Origin of the sequence: Amycolatopsis benzoatilytica AK 16/65 (genome assembly GCF_000383915.1) — a bacterium.
Taxonomy (GTDB): Bacteria; Actinomycetota; Actinomycetes; order Mycobacteriales; family Pseudonocardiaceae; genus Amycolatopsis; species Amycolatopsis benzoatilytica.
This window is the reverse complement of the sequence record NZ_KB912942.1, coordinates 5,242,549-5,259,900: the sequence shown is the minus strand read 5'-3', so window position 1 is coordinate 5,259,900 and position 17,352 is coordinate 5,242,549. Positions and strand designations below refer to the sequence as shown.

18 protein-coding genes are annotated in these 17,352 nt (G+C 70.7%); 7 read left to right on the top strand and 11 right to left on the bottom strand.

What is annotated here, in order from left to right; translation table 11 throughout:
• Nucleotides 1-6: 6 nt before the first annotated feature.
• The 4 genes from AMYBE_RS0124170 to ccrA form a co-directional block, all read right to left on the bottom strand.
• Complete coding sequence (locus AMYBE_RS0124170) at nucleotides 7-1,113, bottom strand: adenylate/guanylate cyclase domain-containing protein (protein WP_020661972.1); 1,107 nt, start codon at nucleotides 1,111-1,113, stop codon at nucleotides 7-9.
• A 4-nt stretch (nucleotides 1,114-1,117) separates the two neighbouring features.
• Nucleotides 1,118-1,567 carry a universal stress protein gene (locus tag AMYBE_RS0124165; protein ID WP_020661971.1) on the bottom strand — a complete coding sequence of 150 codons (450 nt, stop codon included), beginning with the start codon at nucleotides 1,565-1,567 and terminating at the stop codon, nucleotides 1,118-1,120.
• A 58-nt stretch (nucleotides 1,568-1,625) separates the two neighbouring features.
• Nucleotides 1,626-2,918: a coiled-coil domain-containing protein gene (locus tag AMYBE_RS42235; RefSeq protein ID WP_051124993.1), complete on the bottom strand. Its 1,293-nt coding sequence runs from the start codon at nucleotides 2,916-2,918 to the stop codon at nucleotides 1,626-1,628.
• A gap of 130 nt (nucleotides 2,919-3,048) precedes the next feature.
• A complete protein-coding gene (gene ccrA / locus AMYBE_RS0124155; protein WP_020661969.1) occupies nucleotides 3,049-4,389 on the bottom strand; it encodes a crotonyl-CoA carboxylase/reductase in 1,341 nt (446 codons plus the stop codon).
• 193 nt (nucleotides 4,390-4,582) lie between these two features.
• On the opposite strand from ccrA, the gene AMYBE_RS0124150 reads away from it, so the two are divergent.
• On the top strand, nucleotides 4,583-4,951 hold the full coding sequence (locus AMYBE_RS0124150) for an SPW repeat protein (RefSeq protein WP_020661968.1): 369 nt from the start codon (nucleotides 4,583-4,585) through the stop codon (nucleotides 4,949-4,951).
• Between the two features lie 88 nt (nucleotides 4,952-5,039).
• A complete protein-coding gene (locus AMYBE_RS0124145; RefSeq protein ID WP_020661967.1) occupies nucleotides 5,040-5,633 on the top strand; it encodes a TetR/AcrR family transcriptional regulator in 594 nt (197 codons plus the stop codon).
• A gap of 303 nt (nucleotides 5,634-5,936) precedes the next feature.
• On the opposite strand, the gene mce is transcribed toward AMYBE_RS0124145, so the two are convergent.
• On the bottom strand, nucleotides 5,937-6,401 hold the full coding sequence (gene mce, locus AMYBE_RS0124140) for a methylmalonyl-CoA epimerase (protein ID WP_020661966.1): 465 nt from the start codon (nucleotides 6,399-6,401) through the stop codon (nucleotides 5,937-5,939).
• Between the two features lie 139 nt (nucleotides 6,402-6,540).
• On the opposite strand from mce, the gene AMYBE_RS0124135 reads away from it, so the two are divergent.
• The 5 genes from AMYBE_RS0124135 to AMYBE_RS0124115 all read left to right on the top strand — a co-directional run bounded on the left by AMYBE_RS0124135 (nucleotide 6,541) and on the right by AMYBE_RS0124115 (nucleotide 10,989).
• Complete coding sequence (locus AMYBE_RS0124135) at nucleotides 6,541-7,728, top strand: acetyl-CoA C-acetyltransferase (protein ID WP_027927953.1); 1,188 nt, start codon at nucleotides 6,541-6,543, stop codon at nucleotides 7,726-7,728.
• A gap of 1 nt (nucleotide 7,729) precedes the next feature.
• Nucleotides 7,730-8,692 (top strand): methylmalonyl Co-A mutase-associated GTPase MeaB, encoded by a 963-nt coding sequence (gene meaB, locus AMYBE_RS0124130; RefSeq protein WP_020661964.1) that lies wholly within the window; start codon nucleotides 7,730-7,732, stop codon nucleotides 8,690-8,692.
• A 202-nt stretch (nucleotides 8,693-8,894) separates the two neighbouring features.
• Complete coding sequence (locus tag AMYBE_RS0124125; RefSeq protein ID WP_020661963.1) at nucleotides 8,895-9,635, top strand: peptidylprolyl isomerase; 741 nt, start codon at nucleotides 8,895-8,897, stop codon at nucleotides 9,633-9,635.
• 158 nt (nucleotides 9,636-9,793) lie between these two features.
• Complete coding sequence (locus AMYBE_RS0124120; protein WP_027927952.1) at nucleotides 9,794-10,252, top strand: carboxymuconolactone decarboxylase family protein; 459 nt, start codon at nucleotides 9,794-9,796, stop codon at nucleotides 10,250-10,252.
• On the top strand, nucleotides 10,249-10,989 hold the full coding sequence (locus AMYBE_RS0124115; protein WP_020661961.1) for an isocitrate lyase/PEP mutase family protein: 741 nt from the start codon (nucleotides 10,249-10,251) through the stop codon (nucleotides 10,987-10,989). Before AMYBE_RS0124120 ends, AMYBE_RS0124115 begins: the two co-directional genes overlap by 4 nt.
• Nucleotides 10,990-11,042: 53 nt before the next feature.
• On the opposite strand, the gene AMYBE_RS0124110 is transcribed toward AMYBE_RS0124115, so the two are convergent.
• The 6 genes from AMYBE_RS0124110 to AMYBE_RS0124085 all read right to left on the bottom strand — a co-directional run bounded on the left by AMYBE_RS0124110 (nucleotide 11,043) and on the right by AMYBE_RS0124085 (nucleotide 17,241).
• Nucleotides 11,043-12,674, bottom strand: coding sequence for a solute symporter family protein (locus AMYBE_RS0124110; RefSeq protein ID WP_020661960.1), 1,632 nt, complete (start codon nucleotides 12,672-12,674; stop codon nucleotides 11,043-11,045).
• Between the two features lie 145 nt (nucleotides 12,675-12,819).
• Nucleotides 12,820-13,170 (bottom strand): DUF485 domain-containing protein, encoded by a 351-nt coding sequence (locus tag AMYBE_RS0124105; protein ID WP_020661959.1) that lies wholly within the window; start codon nucleotides 13,168-13,170, stop codon nucleotides 12,820-12,822.
• A 72-nt stretch (nucleotides 13,171-13,242) separates the two neighbouring features.
• The gene (locus AMYBE_RS0124100) at nucleotides 13,243-14,955 is read right to left on the bottom strand and encodes a sodium/solute symporter (protein ID WP_020661958.1); all 1,713 of its coding nucleotides are present in this window, start codon (nucleotides 14,953-14,955) and stop codon (nucleotides 13,243-13,245) included.
• 134 nt (nucleotides 14,956-15,089) lie between these two features.
• Nucleotides 15,090-15,440, bottom strand: a complete 351-nt coding sequence (locus AMYBE_RS0124095) for a DUF485 domain-containing protein (RefSeq protein WP_027927951.1) — start codon at nucleotides 15,438-15,440, stop codon at nucleotides 15,090-15,092.
• A complete protein-coding gene (locus AMYBE_RS0124090; RefSeq protein ID WP_020661956.1) occupies nucleotides 15,437-16,192 on the bottom strand; it encodes a LytR/AlgR family response regulator transcription factor in 756 nt (251 codons plus the stop codon). The genes AMYBE_RS0124095 and AMYBE_RS0124090 overlap by 4 nt, the downstream gene beginning before the upstream one ends.
• Nucleotides 16,189-17,241 carry a sensor histidine kinase gene (locus AMYBE_RS0124085; RefSeq protein ID WP_020661955.1) on the bottom strand — a complete coding sequence of 351 codons (1,053 nt, stop codon included), beginning with the start codon at nucleotides 17,239-17,241 and terminating at the stop codon, nucleotides 16,189-16,191. Before AMYBE_RS0124085 ends, AMYBE_RS0124090 begins: the two co-directional genes overlap by 4 nt.
• Between the last annotated feature and the right edge of the window lie 111 nt (nucleotides 17,242-17,352).

The window sequence follows — 17,352 nt, the reverse complement described above, 5'->3', positions numbered from 1 at the left end:
CACGGGTCAGCGCCGGCGGCGACGCTTGCGCGAAGCAGCGGGGAAATCGTCCGGCTCCGGAGTCTCGGCGGCGGGTTCGGCGAGACCCATCATTTCCGCGGCCAGCTCCTGCGAGGAGGCGAACCGGCCGGTCGGCTTTTCCTTGGCCCGCCGCAGCGCGGACGGCCGCAGCCGGTTGTAGCCGCGCACCGCGATCGGCCGCCGGGTGCGAAGGTCGAACTGCGGCAACGATTCCAGCTCGCCGGCCAGTTCCCGGTCGACCAGCACGGTTCCCGGCCGCGCCACCGACGTCAGCCGCGCGGCGAGGTTCACCACCGACCCGTACACGTCGCCGAACCGCGACAGCACCCGTCCCGAAGCCAGGCCCGCCCGGACCGCGGGCAGGTCGTCGTCCTCGCCGGTCCGTTCGGCCAGCGTCAACGCGATCTCGGCGCCGTCCTCGGGAGTGTCGGCGACGAAGAAGACCTCGTCGCCGATCATCTTCACCACCCGGCCGTGGTGCTCGGCGATGATCTCGGTGGCCAGCGTTTCGAAGCCGTCGAGGACCTGGGTCAGCTGTTCCTCGTCGGCTTGGCGGGTGAACCGGGTGTAGCCGACCATGTCGACGAACCCGACGACCAGCGACCGCGTCTCCAGGTCCTCCTCCGGGCTGGCGAACGCCCGCCCGGCGAACGCGGCCAGGTGCCGCCGCCAGACGTAGTTCTGCACCTGCTCCAGTTCCGGCAGCAGCCGTTCCACGAGCCGGGTCACCTGGCGGTCGTTGCGCGCCAGCTCCGGGTTGTCGGTGATCAGCTGCCACAGCATGTGCACCTGCCACTCGGCCAGCCGCGACAGGTGCTGGCCGAGCGCACGCGTGACCGCGACCTCCATGCCCGGCGCGACCAGACCGGAGCTCACCAGTCCGTCGGCGATCCGCATCGCCTCGACGTCCGCGTCGGTGAAGACCCGCTCGCCGTCCTCCACGGTGGCGAAGCCCAGTGCCCGCCAGAGCCGGCGTGACCGTTCTTCGGGCACGCCGGCCCGTTCGGCGACTTCGAGCCGCGTGTAGCGGCGCGGTCCGCCGAGGAGGGTGCGTTCCAGTCGTTGCTGCAGGTCCCGGGAAGAATCGGCCACGAGGTCAGGTGGTGTGCACGATCAGCACGTCGACACCCGACTTGCGGGCCACCTCCGACGGCACCGAGCCCAGTATCCGGCCGGCGAGCGTGTTGAGGCCGCGGTTGCCGACCACCAGCAGGTCCGCCTCGCGGTCCTTCACGACCTTGCGCAGGGTGTCCACCGGCTCGCCTTCGACGGCCAGTGTGTCGACCTTCTCCGCACCGGCCCGGATCGCCCGGTCCCGCGCGGACTGCAGGGTGTCCTCCGCGGGCGCGGAGCCGACCACTTGGTAAGCCTCCTCGCCCAGCTGGTCCTGGGCGAGTTCCACGTCATGACGGCTGGCGGGGTGGTAGGCGCACACGACGACCAGGGACGCCCCGGCGGCCGCGGCCACCCCAGCGGCCTTGTCCACCGCGGCGAAGGACGAGTCGGATCCGTCCGTGCCCACCACCACAGTCCGATAGACAGCCATGCACAACCTCCCGGCGAGATGGGTCAGCGGGGCGGCGCGGCCCCTTCGCGGGGGAAGGTTACTCGCCAGTCGGTTTTCCCGCCGGACGCGGTTGCGGCTGCGGCTTGGGCACGTCGGAGGTGCGCAGCCGGATGGTCTGCTCGACATCGCCGCGGGCTGGCTGCGCTGCCCCGCCAGGAGCGCTCTGACCTGCGGCAGCGGTCTTGACCGCGGTCGCGGTGGCGTTGCCGCCGGAGTTCTGCGCGGCCTGCGCGCCGCCGCCGCTCGCCGAACCGCTGCTGGCCGCGCCGGACCCGGCCGGAGCCGAGCCCGCACCTGTGTTCTTGCCGCCCCCGGGCTTCGGAGTCGCGTCGGCCGCAGCCTTGATGTCCGCGGGCACCGCCCCGTCCATCTCGCCCAGCACGTGCTGCGCCTCGGCCAGCACCGTCCGCGCGGAGCGGACCTGCTCGGCCAGGCTGGCCCGGACCGTGCGCAGCGCCTCGACCCGCTCGTTGGCCTGGGTGATCCGCCGGTTCGACTCGTCGGTGGCGGTGCGGACGCGGCGGCGGGCCTCGTCGGCTGCCTCGGCCAGCCGGGCGTTCGCCTCGGTGATCGAGTCCTGGCGGCGCTTGTTCGCGTCCGCGACGGATTCGCGCTGGCGGCGGTCGATGTCGGCCTTCGCGGCCGTCTCCTCCTCGAGCACCTTCGCGCGGATCGCGGCGGCGTCCTCGGCCGCCTCGCGGACCCGGCGCTCGGCCTCGGCCTTGCTGGCGGCTTCCTGCTCGGCCAGTACCCGCATCGCCTCGGCGCGGCGGGTGGCCATGGCGATCTCGAAGTCTTCCTCGACCTGGGTGCGGCGGGCCTCGGACTCGCCGTCGAGCTTCTTGCGCTCGGCCTCGCCCTCGTCGGTGATCCGCTTCGCCTCGGCGCGCGCGTCCTCCAGCACCTTGCGGTGCTCGGCTTCCATTTCCTTGCGGCGCAGGTCGAGTTCGGTGAGCAGCTGCTCGTAGCGGGCGCGCATGGCGCTCGCGTCGGTCTCCGCCTTCGCCCGGATGTGGCCGGCCTCGGCCTCGGCGCGGGCGCGCGTGTCGGCGGCCTCGTCCTGCGCCAGCCGCAGCATCCGCTGCAGGCGCTCGGACAGTCCCTCGACGCTCGTCGGCGGCTGCGCGAGCCGGTCCACCTGACCGCGCAGGTCGGCGATCTCGCCGCGCGCGACTTCCAGCTGCCGGGCGAGATCGCCCGCCTGGGCGATGGCGGCGTCGCGGTCGGCGGTGAGCATCTTCAGATCGCCGTCAAGCCGTTCCAGGTGGTCGTCGACCTGTGCCCGGCTGTACCCCCGCTTCGCCACGTCGAAGCCGGCTCCCAGCGGCACGAGTTCGCGTTCATCGCCAAGGCTCATAGCCCCCACCGTAGCTGCTCCGCGGTCACGGACGGGTGAGCACCCACGGGGTCCGGCCGCTCGTGCGCCGAGCGGCCGGACCGGAGGGGCGGGAGGTCCGCCCTCAGGCGCCGCGGAAGGCGTTGATCGCGTCGAGGTGCTTCGCTCGCATCTCCTCGTCGCGCACGCCGAGCCCTTCTTCCGGGGCGAGCGCGAGCACGCCGACCTTGCCCTGGTGAGCGTTGCGGTGCACGTCCAGGGCGGCTTGGCCGGTCTCTTCCAGCGAGTACGTCTTCGACAGCGTCGGGTGGATCAGGCCCTTCGCGATCAGCCGGTTGGCCTCCCACGATTCGCGGTAGTTCGCGAAGTGCGAGCCGATGATCCGCTTCAGGTTCATCCACAGATACCGGTTGTCGTACTGGTGCATGTACCCCGAGGTGGACGCGCAGGTGACGATGGTGCCGCCTTTGCGCGCGGCGTAGACGGACGCGCCGAAGGTCTCCCGGCCCGGGTGCTCGAACACGATGTCCGGGTCCTCGCCGCCGGTCAGCTCGCGGATCTTCGCGCCGAACCGCTGCCATTCCTTGGGGTCCTGCTCGTTCTCGTTCTTCCAGAACCGGTACCCCTCGGCGGTGCGGTCGATGATCAGCTCCGCGCCGAGCTTCCGGCAGATCTCCGCCTTCTCCGGGCTGGAGACCACGCACACCGGAATCGCGCCGCCGTTGAGCGCGTACTGCGTCGCGTACGAGCCGAGGCCGCCCGAGGCGCCCCAGACGAGGACGACGTCGCCCTGCTTCATGTCCGCGCCGTTGCGCGACACGAGCTGCCGGTAGGCGGTGGAGTTCACCAGGCCCGGGGAAGCGGACTCCTCCCAGGTGAGGTGCGCCGGCTTCGGCATCAGCTGGTTCGCCTTGACCAGCGCGATCTCGGCCAGTCCGCCGAAGTTGGTCTCGAAGCCCCAGATCCGCTGCTCGGTGTCGAGCATCGTGTCGTTGTGCCCGTCCGGGCCTTCCAGCTCGACGTTCAGGCAGTGCGCGACGACCTCGTCGCCCGGCTTCCAGTTGTGCACGCCCGCGCCGGTGCGCAGCACGACGCCGGAAAGGTCGGAGCCGACCACGTGATACGGCAGGTCGTGCCGCTTGGCCAGCGGCGAGACCCTGCCGTAGCGCTGCAGGAACTTGAACGTCGGGATCGGCTCGAAGATCGAGGTCCAGACAGTGTTGTAGTTGATCGCGCTGGCCATGACGGCGACCAGCGCCTCGCCCGGGCCCAGCTCCGGCGTCGGCACCTCGTCCAGGTGCAGCGACCGGCGCGGGTCCTTGTCGCGGCTTTCGAGGCCCTCGAACATGTCGACCTCGTCGGCGTGCACGGTCACGCCGCGGTAGCGCTCGGGGACGGGGAGGTCGGCGAGCTCTTCGAGGCGGCCGCTCAGGATCGCCTGCTGGATCTGGTCGAGGTGCGTCATCGAGACCTCCAGGGGGTCGGCCGCGGGAGCCGAAATTACTCGTCGGTAACCGGGGGCCTCACTGTACGGGCCGAACCCCCGGTCCACGAGTCGAAGTGTGACGTACGGAATCTTGACCGGCTGGCCAGTCAAGGCGCACAGTGGAAGTGGGAAATCTCCCTGAACGGCTCTTTTCCGGCGGAGGTGAGCACGAATGAGTGAAGTCTCGACGCGCGCCTGGATGCGGCCCTATGACTGGGCGGAAGTCGTCATCGGTGTTGTCGCCGCTCTTTCACCCCTTTGGCTGAGCACGAACACCACGATGATGTGGACGATGGTGGTCCTCGGTGCGCTGATCGCTATCGACGGCTTGGTGTCGCTCGCGGCGCCGAGCATGGTTTACAGCGAGGGCGTGCAGATCGTCCTTGGCGCGTTGCTGTTCATCGCGCCGTGGGTGATGGGGTACACGCAGTTCAACGGGGCGTCGTGGACGTCCTGGGTCGCCGGGGCGCTGACGATCATCGCCGGCGCGGCCGCGATGCCGGAGGCCAACGCCGCCCACCGCACGGCCGGGCAGCACTGACGAAGCCGGGGATTCCCCGGCGAGGACAGGACAAGCAGAGCGCGGCGAAGCCGCCCCGGCGAGGGCGGCGGAGGGGAGGAAGGCGGAGATGACCGACGACTCGGCGAAGGAACGGATCCTGTGCGCGGCGGAGGAGCTGTTCGCCGAGTCCGGCTTCGAAGCGACCCCGACGTCCCGCATCGCGGAGCGCGCCGGGGTCCCGAAGGGCCTGGTCCACTACTACTTCCGCCGCAAGTCCGACCTGCTGGCCGCATTGGTCGACCGGCTGCCGGACGAACGCATCGAACCCGCTGCGGTCGTCGTCCCCGGCGACCTGGCGGGTTCCCTGCGCCGGCTGGTCGGCGAACTCGACCGCCGGTTCACCGGTTCGCTGGGCCTCTCGCACCTGCTGTGGCGCGAGGCCGACACGCACCACGTGGTGCGCGAGGCGCTGTCCGACCGCTACCAGCAGCTGGTCCGGCTGATGCGGTCGGTGATCGTGGCCGCGGCCGGCGGGCGGCTGGCCGGGCCGGACATCGACAACGCGTCCGGGCTGCTGGCCCGGGCGGTCAGCCACCGGCACGCGACCGCCCGGCACTCGGGCGACGACCAGCCGGCGGAATTCGACGGGGAACTGACGTTCGTGGCGAACGCGCTGTCGGCAAAGGCGTCGAAGGGCGCGCCGCCCACCCCCGCTTCCTGATGCGCCCCGCCGGTTCCTGACGCGCCACTCCGGTTCCTCACGCGCCGCCCCGCTCCCTCACGCGCCGCCCCGCTCCCTCACGCGCCCCCCGCGCTCGGCGGCTCCGAACCTGCAGCGCCCCAATGTGGCATTGGGTGCGCTCAACGCACCGAATGCCACATTGGGTGCCTGGGATGCACCGAATGCCACATTGGGTGCCTGGGATGCACCGAATGCCACATTGGGTGCCTGGGATGCACCCAATGCCACATTGGGGTGGCTCAACGCACCCAATGTGGCATTGGGGTGGTCGGGGTGGGTGCGTCAGTGCCCGGTCGCCGCCGGCTCGACCAGCTCGACCAGCACCCCGCCGGCGTCCTTCGGGTGCACGAAGTTCACCCGGCTGTTCGACGTCCCGCGCTTCGCCTCGTCATACAGCAGCCGCAGCCCCTGCGCCCGCAGCGCGGCCGCCGCGGCGTCCACATCGGACACCCGGTAGGCGAGCTGCTGCAGGCCCGGCCCGTTGCGGCCGATGAACTTCGCGATGGTCGAATCCTCGCGGGAGGGCGCCAGCAGCTGGATCATCGTCTCGGTGCCGGCGGCGCCCGGGGCGCGCAGCATCGCTTCGCGCACGCCCTGCTCGTCGTTCACCTCCTCGTGCGCGAGTTCCAGGCCGAAGTGGTCCCGGTGGAACGCGATCGCGGCGTCGAGGTCGGGCACGGCGATGCCGACGTGGTCGATCGCGGTGACGAACGGCTTGAGCGCGGATGCGGTGGGCTCGGTGTCCATACCGGGAGGATAAGCCGCTGCCCCGCGCCGGGAAGAGCGCGTGCGCCCCCTCACACTGGCTCCATCAAGACGCGCCGGGGAGCCCGCGCAGGCCGTATCGTGGAAACACTGCCAGTGCATCGAAGCTTTGGAGGACGTCGTGTCCGGTTCCGTGATCCTGGGCGCTGCCCGCACCCCGATCGGGCGGCTGCTCGGCTCGTTGAAGGACTTCTCGGGAGCCCAGCTGGGCGGGATCGCGATCAAGGCCGCGCTGGAACAGGCCGGCGTCTCGCCGGAGCAGGTCCAGTACACGATCATGGGCCAGGTGCTCACCGCGGGCGCGGGCCAGATTCCGGCGCGCCAGGCGGCGGTCAACGCGGGCATCCCGATGGACGTGCCGGCGCTGACCATCAACAAGGTCTGCCTGTCCGGCCTCGACGCCATCGCGCTCGCCGACCAGCTGATCCGCGCGGGCGAGTTCGACCTCGTCGTCGCGGGCGGCCAGGAGTCGATGACCCAGGCTCCGCACCTGCTGCCGAAGTCCCGGTCCGGCTTCAAGTACGGCGACGCCACGCTGGTCGACCACATGGCCTACGACGGCCTGTTCTGCGCGTTCGACCAGGTCGCGATGGGCGTCTCGACGGAGAAGCACAACGCCCGCTACAGCGTCACCCGCGAGCAGCAGGACGAGTTCTCCGCGCGTTCGCACCAGCGCGCCGCCGCCGCGATCGAGGCCGGGTTCTTCCGTGAGGAGATCGCGCCGGTGCCGATCCCGCAGCGCAAGGGCGACCCGGTCATGTTCGACACCGACGAGGGCGTCCGCGCGGACACCACCGTCGAGGGCCTGGCGAAGCTGCGCCCGGCATTCGCCTCGGACGGCACCATCACCGCCGCTTCGTCCTCGCAGATCTCCGACGGCGCGGCCGCGGTGATCGTGGCCAGCCCGGAGAAGGCGGCCGAGCTGGGCCTCACGCCGCTGGCCGAGATCGGCGCGCACGGCGTCGTCGCCGGACCGGACGCGAGCCTGCAGGAGCAGCCGTCGAACGCGATCCGCGCCGCGCTGAAGAAGGCCAAGCTGGACGTGTCCGACCTGGACCTGGTCGAGATCAACGAGGCGTTCGCCTCGGTTGGCCTGGTGTCGAGCGAGAAGCTCGGCCTGGACCCGGCGAAGGTGAACGTGAACGGCGGCGCGATCGCGCTGGGCCACCCGATCGGCGCGTCCGGCGCCCGGCTCGCCGTGCACCTGGTGCACGAGCTGCGCCGGCGCGGCGGCGGCCTGGGCGCGGCTGCCCTGTGCGGCGGCGGCGGACAGGGCGACGCGCTGCTGATCCGCGTCCCGTCGGCGTAATTTGGCCGGCCCCGACCTCGACGAACTGGTCGGCCGCGCGCGGGAAGGCCAACCGCGCGCGGTCGCCCGGCTCATTTCGCTAGTCGAGGATTCCTCTCCGCGGGTGGCGGACATCGCCCGCGCGCTGACCCCCTACACCGGCCGTGCCCGCGTCGTCGGGTTGACCGGCCCGCCCGGCGTCGGCAAGTCGACGTCGACGTCCGCGCTGCTCACCGCCTTGCGCGGGGAGGGGCTGCGGGTCGGGGTGCTGGCGATCGACCCGTCGTCCCCGTTCTCCGGCGGCGCGCTGCTCGGCGACCGGATCCGGATGACCGAGCACGCCACCGACCCGGGCGTGTTCATCCGCTCGATGGCCACCCGCGGGCATCTCGGCGGCCTGTCCTGGGCGACCCCGCAGGCGGTGCGGGTGCTCGACGCGGCCGGATTCGACGTCGTGCTGATCGAGACCGTCGGGGTTGGACAGTCCGAAGTGGACGTTGTGAAACTGGCGGACACCACGGTGGTCCTGCTCGCGCCGGGGATGGGCGACGGGATCCAGGCGGCGAAGGCGGGCGTGCTGGAGATCGCGGACGTGTTCGTGGTCAACAAGGCCGACCGCGACGGCGCGGACGCGACGGTGCACGACTTGAAGAACATGATCGCGTTGGCGCGCCGGGAGTTGCGCGGGCCGAGCTGGCGGCAGCCGATCGTGCGCACGGTGGCGGCGAAGGGCGAGGGCGTCGACGAGGTGGTGGCGGCCCTGCGCGCACACCACGAATGGCTTGCCGCACATGGGGAACTGGCCCGTCGGCGGGCCGCCCGGGCGCGGGGCGAGGTCGCCGCTATCGCGCTGCGGCGGTTGCACGCGGAGCTGGCGGACCTGCGGCACGGGAGCCGGCTGGCGGAGCTGGCCGACCTGGTGGCGGCACGGGAGCTGGATCCGTTCGCGGCGGCGGACCGGTTGATCGCGGAGCTGAAGAGCTAGAGTCCTGCTGAGTGGCTGTGCCGATGAGAACCGGCGCAGCCGATCACCAGCTTTGGGCGGTTTCGTCGCGTCCCGACCGAACTGCGGACCTCCGCCCTGGTCAGGAACTGGTCAGCGGCGCGCGAGGTTGCGACTTTCGCCGGGGGCGCGGGCAAGAACGCTTCCCTATACTTCGTTCCTCCGATGGGGGGAAGGAAAGCGGATGAAGAAGTTGCTCGTGTCGGTGCTGGCCGCGTTCTCGCTGGTGGCGGTGGCCGCGCCGGCCTCCGCGGCGGAGAGCGCGCCGCCGAAGGCGACGTCGGGGCCCTGCCAGTACACCGAAACCCCGGACGATCCCGCGGTGCGGCCGGTGTCGCTGCCGCCGGACCCGCGGCACACGCCCGATCGCGGATCGGTGGATGTCGCGGTGTTGTCCAACCAGGGCTTGCTGCCGCTCAAACTCGACCGGGCCGAGGCGCCCTGCACGGTGCAGAGTTTCCTGCACCTGGCGAAGAGCGGGTTCTACAACCGGACCACCTGCCACCGGTTGACGGCGTACCCGACGTTGAAGGTGCTGCAGTGCGGGGACCCTTCAGCCACCGGGGAAGGCGGCCCGGGGTACAAGTTCAAGGACGAGCTGCCAGTCGGCTTGCCGCCCGCGCCGAACGACCCGACCGGGCAGCGGCGGACCTACGGGCGCGGCCTGCTGGCGATGGCGAACGCGGGGCCGGACACCAACGGCTCGCAGTTCTTCGTGGTGTACGGGGATTCCAGCCTGCGGCCCAACTACACGGTGTTCGGGACGGTCGGGGAGGCCGGGCTGCGGACGCTGGACCGGGTCGCGGCCGGCGGGATCCAGCCGGACGCGGACACTCCGCCGGGAACCGTGCCGGTGGACGGGAAGCCGGTGCGGAAGACGGATCTGGAGCTGGTGTTGCCGTTGTGCTTGTTCTGCGCGCGGTAAGCGGCTGAGCAAGCTCCATCGGTCCGTGAAGGGCCCCTTGCGGGACTTGGATTCCGGCAAGGGGCCCTTCACGGCTTTTGCCGCAGGGGGACACTGGCCCAGCGCGCATGGCATGAACTGGACCAGTCAGCTAGGCCAGTCGCCGTTAGCGTGAAGGCATGACGAAGAGGATCGCGCTTGCCTCTGGTGGCCTGTACCAGGCCATGCGCCAGCTGCAGGGCGAAATCAGGAAAGCCGGGAACGAAGCGGGGCTGGACCCGAAGCTCGTCGAGCTGGTCAAGATCCGCGCTTCGCAGCTCAATGGGTGCGCGTACTGCCTGGACATGCACTCCGCGGAAGCCGTCGCCGTCGGGGAGTCGCCGCGGCGGCTTTTCGTGTTGGAGGGGTGGCGCGAGACGGACCTGTTCACCGAGCAGGAGCGGGCCGCACTCGCCTACACCGAGGCGATGACGCTCATCTCAGAAAACAAGGACGTGCCCGAGGACGTTTACGCCGCGGCGGCCCAGGTGTTTTCCGAGGAGCAGTACCGGGCGCTCGCGTGGTCGGTGGTCGCGATCAATACCTGGAACCGGCTCATGGTGGCCAGCCACGCCGAGCTGCCGGAGCGGGCGGCATGAGCGCGGCGGAGTTGCGGGCGCTGCACGTGCCCGGCACGCCGTTGGTGCTGCCGAACGCGTGGGACGCGGATTCCGCCAAAGCGATCGAAGCCGCCGGTTTTCCGGTGGTGGCTACCAGTTCCGCGGCCGTCGCGGCGGTGCTCGGGCTGCCGGACGGGGAGAAGGCGCCGGCCGACGACATGTTCGCGGCAGCTCGGCGGATCGTGGACGCGGTGTCGGCGCCGGTGACTGTCGACGCTGAGGGCGGGTACCGGTTGCCGCCTGCGGAACTTGTCGCCCGGTTGCGGGAAATCGGTGCGGTCGGGCTGAATTTCGAGGACACCGATTACGCCGGCGAGGGGCTTCACCCGGTCGACGCGCAGGCGGAGCGGATCGCGGGGATCCGGGCGGCGGCCGGGGACGAATTGGTGATCAACGCCCGGATCGACCTGTTTCTCGGGCAGCCGGATCAGGAATCGGTCTTCGACGAGGCGGTCGCGCGGGGGCGTGCCTACCGGGAGGCGGGGGCGGACTGCGTGTACCCGATCTTCTTGCGGCCCGCCGAGTTGATCGCGGAGTTCGTCCGGCAGGCCGGGGGTGCGGTGAACGTTTCCGCGCTGCCGGGCGGGCCGGGGATTTCCGGGCTTGCCGAACTGGGGGTAGCCCGGATTTCGCTCGGCGCCGGGCTGTGGCGGTATCTGCGGAGCAAGCTGGAAGGCGTGCTCGGCGAAATCGCGCAAGGCAAGCTGCCGTATTGAAAAACCGCCGGGCGTCGCGAGGGAACGCGACGCCCGGCGGTTCTTTCCGGAAATCAGTGCTGCACGGCCTTCTCCGCACCCGCGCCGGTGAGGGCCCGGACCTCCATCTCGGCGAACTTCGCCTTGTCGTGCTCCTTCGACAGCATCGTGCCGAGCCAGCCGAGGAAGAACGCGATCGGAATGGACACCAGGCCGGGGTTGTCGAGCGGGAACCAGTGGAAGTCGACGCCCTGCAGCATCGAGGCGCTCTTGCCGGTCTTCGGGTCGACCGGCTTGCCGGACACCGCGGGCGAGAACACGATCAGCACGATAGTGATGATCAGGCCGCCGTAGATGCTCCACAGCGCGCCCTGGGTGTTGAACCGCTTCCAGAACAGCGAGTACAGGATCGTCGGCAGGTTCGCGGACGCCGCCACCGCGAACGCCAGCGCCACCAGGAACGCGACGTTCTGGCCGTTGGCCAGGATGCCGCCGAGGATCGCCACGACGCCGATCACCACGGCGGTGATCCGGGCGACCTTGACCTCCGAACCGGTGGTGGCCTTGCCCTTCTTCACCACGTTCGCGTACACGTCGTGGGCGAACGAGGCGGACGCGGTGATCGTCAGCCCGGCGACCACGGCGAGGATCGTCGCGAACGCGATCGCCGAGATCAGGCCAAGCAGCACCGGGCCGCCCAGGTTGAGCGCGAGCAGCGGGGCCGCCGAGTTGACGCCGCCGGGCGCCTTCTTGATCGCGTCCGGGCCGACCAGCGCTCCAGCGCCATAACCGAGCACCAGAGTGAACAGGTAGAACACGCCGATCAGCACGATCGCCCACACCACCGAACGACGCGCCTCGCGCGCGGTCGGCACGGTGTAGAAGCGCATCAGCACGTGCGGCAGGCCAGCGGTGCCGAGCACCAGAGCGATGCCGAGGGAGAAGAAGTCCAGCTTCGTGGTGCCGTTCGCGCCGTACTGCTTGCCCGGCCCGAGCAGCGCTTCTCCGGCGTGGCCCGCCTTGTCGACCGCGCCCTGCAACAGCGCGGAGAAGTTGAAGCCGTACTTGCCGAGCACCCACAGCGTCATCGCCAGCGCGCCGACGATCAGCAGCGCCGCCTTGATGATCTGCACCCAGGTGGTGCCCTTCATGCCGCCGATGAGCACGTAGGCGATCATGATGAGGCCGACCACGACGATGACCACCGACTGCGCGGCCTTGCCCTCGATGCCCAGCAGCAGCGCGACCAGGCCGCCCGCGCCGGCCATCTGGGCCAGCAGGTAGAAGAACGAGACCACCAGGGTGGACACCGCGGCCGCGGCGCGCACCGGACGTTGCTTCATCCGGAAGGCGAGCACGTCGCCCATCGTGAACTTGCCGGTGTTGCGCAGCAGTTCCGCGACCAGCAGCAGCGCGACCAGCCACGCCACCAGGAAGCCGATCGAGTAGAGGAAGCCGTCGTAGCCGTACACCGCGATCGCGCCGGCGATGCCAAGGAACGACGCAGCGGAAAGGTAGTCGCCGGAGATCGCGATGCCGTTCTGCGGGCCGGTGAACGCACGGCCGGCCGCGTAGTAGTCGGACGCGGTCTTCGTGTTGCGGCTCGCGCGGAACACGATCACCAGCGTGATCACCACGAACAGCGCGAAGATGGTGATGTTGAGCGTCGGGCTGCTGCCCTCCACGCTCGCGGCCAGGGTTTTCACGCCGCCTCCTGTGTTTCGCGGGATACCCGCACCCAGTCGGCGTCACGAGCGGGCTGTCGCGATTGTGTGCTGATGCCGCCGCCGGTGTCGCCGCGGGATACCCGCACCCAGTCGGCGTCACGAGCGGGCTGTCGCGATTGTGTGCTCATGCCGCCTCCACTGCCGGGTTTTCGACGTCGTTCCTGATCCGCTCGGCCAGCGGGTCCAGCTTCTTGTTGGCGTAGCGCACGTACAGCCACGTGATCAGGAAGGTGGACACGAACTGCAGCAAGCCGAACAGCAGCCCGACGGTGAAATTGCCGGTGATCTTCGTGCTCATGAAGCCGTGCGCGTAGTCGGCCAGCAGAACGTAGAGCAGGTACCAGGCGAGGAACAGTCCGGCCATCGGGAACACGAACCGGCGGAGCCGGCCCCGGAGTTCACGGAACTCGGCGCTGTCGTGCACCTGTTCCCAGGTCGGGTCCGGCGGGGCGCCGGACGAATCGCCTGCGCTCATGGAATCTCTCCCTCGCGACGCTGCGGATGTGGTGCGCGACACAGTAGGGACGGCGTCGGGGCGGCGGAACCGTCAGCGGCTCAAACGCCGAGCCGCACGACGAACGGTCGACGAACGGTCACCGGGCGTGGACGAAGGGCGTTCGTCGAGGTGCAGGCGCAACATCGCGTCCCCGGCCCAGGAAGGCGGGCGCCCGCGCAGCGACACCGCGATCATTACTCCGAATGCCAGCGGTACCGACCAGGGTGCCGGTTGCGACACCAAGATCGCCGCCCAACCGCGCATCGGCGGGCCGGCGAGCGCGAAAAGAATGGACCCGGACGACGCCGCCAGTCCGGTGACGACGCCGGCGATCGCGCCGGCCGCGGTCAGCCGCTGCCACCAGATGCCGAGCACGAGCAGCGGGCAGAACGTGGACGCGGCGACGGTGAACCCCCACGTCACCAGGACTCCCGCATCGAGGCGGGCGGACGGCAGCGCCAGCACGACCATCGCGATGGCGACGAACACCACGGTCGCCCGCAGCCGGCGCAGCCCGCCCGGCATCAGGTCGTAGGCGAGCGCGCCGGACATCACGAGCAGCAAGCCGAGCGAGGTCGCCAGGAACGCGGCGAACGCGCCCGCGGTGAGCAACGCGGTGAACAGCTGCCCGGCCCAGCTGTGGTCGACCTGGGACGGCAGCGCGACGACGACTGTGTCCGTATCGCCGGAGAGATACAGCTGCGGCACCAGCACCCGGCCAAGGACACCGTAGATGCCGGGGAAGAGATAGAAGACGCCGAGCAACGCCACGGTGATCGCGGCGGTGCGGCGCGCGGCGCGGCCGTCCGGGCTGGTGTGGAAGCGCATCAGGACGTGCGGGAGGCCCATCGTGCCCAGCACGGTGGCGATCAGGACGGCCCAGGTGCCGAGCAACGGATGCCCCTTGTCGATTTCCAGCAGCGGACGCTGCCAGTCCGGACCGCCGAGCGCCACTTCCCCGCTGACGCCGGGGACCTGCGCACCGGCTGCGAAGGTGAGCTGTTCTCCCTTGTGCACCACCATTTGTCCGGGAGGCAACGGCCCGCGGCCGTCGACGACGGTGGGCTCGCGGAGGGTCAGAGTGACGTCGTGGTCGAACTGGACCGGCGTGGCGTGGGAGAAACGGGTGAACTCGACCGGGTTCAGGCTCGAGTCCCGGGTGGCGGCACCGGCCTGGACGACCAGCCACAGCGCGGGGACGAGGAACAGCAAGAGCTTCAGGAAGAACTGGAACGCCTGGACGTACGTCGCGGCGCGCATCCCGCCGAGCGCGAGGGTGACGCTGACCGCGGTGCCCGCGATGACCACGCCGACCCAGTACGGTGTCCCGCCGACCGCGGTGAGCACCAGACCGGCGGTGCGGAACTGCGGGACCACGTAAATGGTTCCGATCACCAGCACGACTACCGCGGCGAGCCGGCGCAGCGGCCGGGAAGCGAGCCGGGCCTCGGCGAAGTCCGGAACGGTGAGCGCGCCGGAGCGGCGCATCGGGGCGGCGACGAGGACCAGCATCGCCACATAGCCCGCAGTGAAGCCGACCGGGTACCAGAGCGCGCCGATGCCGTCCTTCACCACCAGGCCCGCTACGCCCAGGAACGACGCGGCGGAAAGGTATTCGCCGGAGACCGCGGCGGAGTTCACGAACGGCGAGATCCGGCGCGACGCGACGAGGAAGTCCGACGTGGTGCGCATGGCGGCGACCCCGCGCACGCCGATGAGGAGCGTGACGAGGACTACCGGGGCGACCGCCAGCGCGATGTCCACTCAGCTGCTCCCGTGCCCGGCCCCGCGCACCCCTCGGGCTTCTCCCGGGAGTTGCCGGTGCGTGAAGGGAACATCGAGGGAATCAGAGTCCCTCAATGTTCCCTTCACGCACCACCGGCGGTCGGCGGCGCTGGTCACTGGTCGTCCTCGGTCTTTTCCGCGCGCCGCAGCTGCCACCAGGCGAGCGCGGCCAGCACCGGGTACGGCAGGACCGCGATCACCAGCCACGACACCGGGATCCCCCACATCCGCACCGCGTCGAGGCCGGGCGCGAGCGAGAACACCACCGGCAGCCCCAGCACCAGCGCGAACATCGCGACCAGCGCCGGGATCCCGCGCCGCCGCTGGCTCCGGTACAGCTCGGTGGCGCGTTCCGCCTCGGGCGTCCGCAGCCGCGGCATCCGCCAGCGGCCCCGCTCCTGCCGCCGGGAGCGGGCGAGCCGGGTCTGCGGGCTAGTGACCGCGACGCGTTTGCTGCGGCTCACCGCGGGCCGCCGAGCTGCCCGCGCTGCGCCGCCTCCAGCAGCCGGTCTCGCAGGTCCCTCGCGTGCCTTCGGCTCACCGGCACGTCGCCGGCCTCGGTGTGCGCCAGCAAGCCGCCGGTCGTGTCGCTGCGCAACTCCAGCACCGCCCGCACCGAGAGCAGGAATCCGCGGTGCACCCGGGTGAATCCGGTGCCTTCCCAATATTCTTCGAGTCGCGAGATCGGCATTCGCACCGGATGCACGGCGGTCCGGGTGTGCAGCCGGACGTAGTCGCCGTTGGCTTCGGCGAACAGCACGTCGTCGCGGCGGACGTAGCGGGTCCGGCCGCCGGAGTCGACCGGCAGCGCGGCCATCGCGTCCGGCGAGGGCTGGCGGCGGACGCTCGGCGCCAGCCGGGTCACCTTCGCCAGCGCGGCGGACAGCCGTTCCGTCCGCACCGGCTTGAGCAGGTAGTCCACCGCGCCGATGCCGTACGCGGTCACCGCGTGCCCGTCGTGCGCGGTGACGAACACGATCACCGGCGGCTCGGACAGCTTGGCCAGCAGCGACGCCAGCTCCAGCCCGTCCAGGCCGGGCATGGAAATGTCCAGGAAGACCGCGTGGTAATGGTCGGCCTGCAACAGCTTCAGCGCCTTCAGCGCGTCGCTCGCCCCGACCACCTCGCCGACTTCGGGGGCTTCGCGCAGCATCCGGCACAGCTCGTCCAACGCCGGCGCGAGGTCGTCGACCGCCAGCACCCGCAGCCCGGTCACGACGGCAGCACCCCCGGCTGGAACCGCGGCACCCGAAGGATCACCCGGGTACCCGCGCCGACCGCGGTTTCCACCGTCAGCCCGTACCAGGCCCCGTAGACGGTGCGCAATCGTCTGTCCACATTGGCCAGTCCGAGTCCGGTGCCGTCGCCGCGGCCGGCGAGGATGTCCGCCGCCCGCGCGGGTTCCATGCCGACCCCGTCGTCCTCGACGCTGATCACGCAGTCGTTCCCTTCCGCCTGCCCGTGCACCTGGACCAGCCCGGCGCCCGAACGCGGCTCGATGCCGTGCCGGATCGCGTTTTCCACGAGGGGTTCGAGTACCAGGTACGGCACCGCCACCGCAAGCACCTCCGGCGCGACCCGCACTTGCACCTTCAACCGTTCGCCCAGCACCGCCCGCTGCAGCGCGAGGTACGTTTCCACCGCGCGGAACTCCTCGGCCACCACGGTGTACTCGCCGTGCCGGGACAGGCTGTAGCGGGTGTAGTCGGCGAAATCGAGCATCAGGTCGCGAGCCCGGTCCGGGTCGGAACGGACCAGTGAGGCGATCACCGTCAACGCGTTGTACACGAAATGCGGCGACATCTCCGCGCGCAGCGCTCGCAGCTCGGCCTGCGCGGCCTGGTCGGCGGACGCTTCGAGCCGTGCCCGCTCCAGCGCCTCCACTACGAACTCGGCCGCCCGCTGGGCGATCTTCGCCTTCACCGGTTTGACCAGCACCAACGCCCCGGCCAGTTCGTCGTGGACGTGCAGCGGCAGCGCGAAGAGATCGTCGGTGTGCACCGGCTCCTCGCTCTGCAGCACCTCCACGATGACGGGCACCACCAGCTTGTCCGGCGGCAACGGCCCGGACCACACCGACGTGGCGGAGACGTCGACCAGCCCGGCGCCTGGGATGCCGAAGAGCCGCCGCAGACCGGTCGCCGCGCGCCGGGCCCGAGCGCTGGTCAGGCCGTCCTTGAGGTCGTCGCTGATCCGCCGCGCCGCGACCAGCACGTCCGAGGCATCGGGCGGCGAACGGCGCAGCGAGAGCGCGCGCTCGGTCATCGGCAGCCTCCCTCCCGGCGCTGGGGGAGTAGATCCTAGCTGTAAACGCGACTAAGGGGACTTTCCGTGCGGAAAGTCCCCTTGGAGATTGTCTCAGGTGGTGCACGCCGA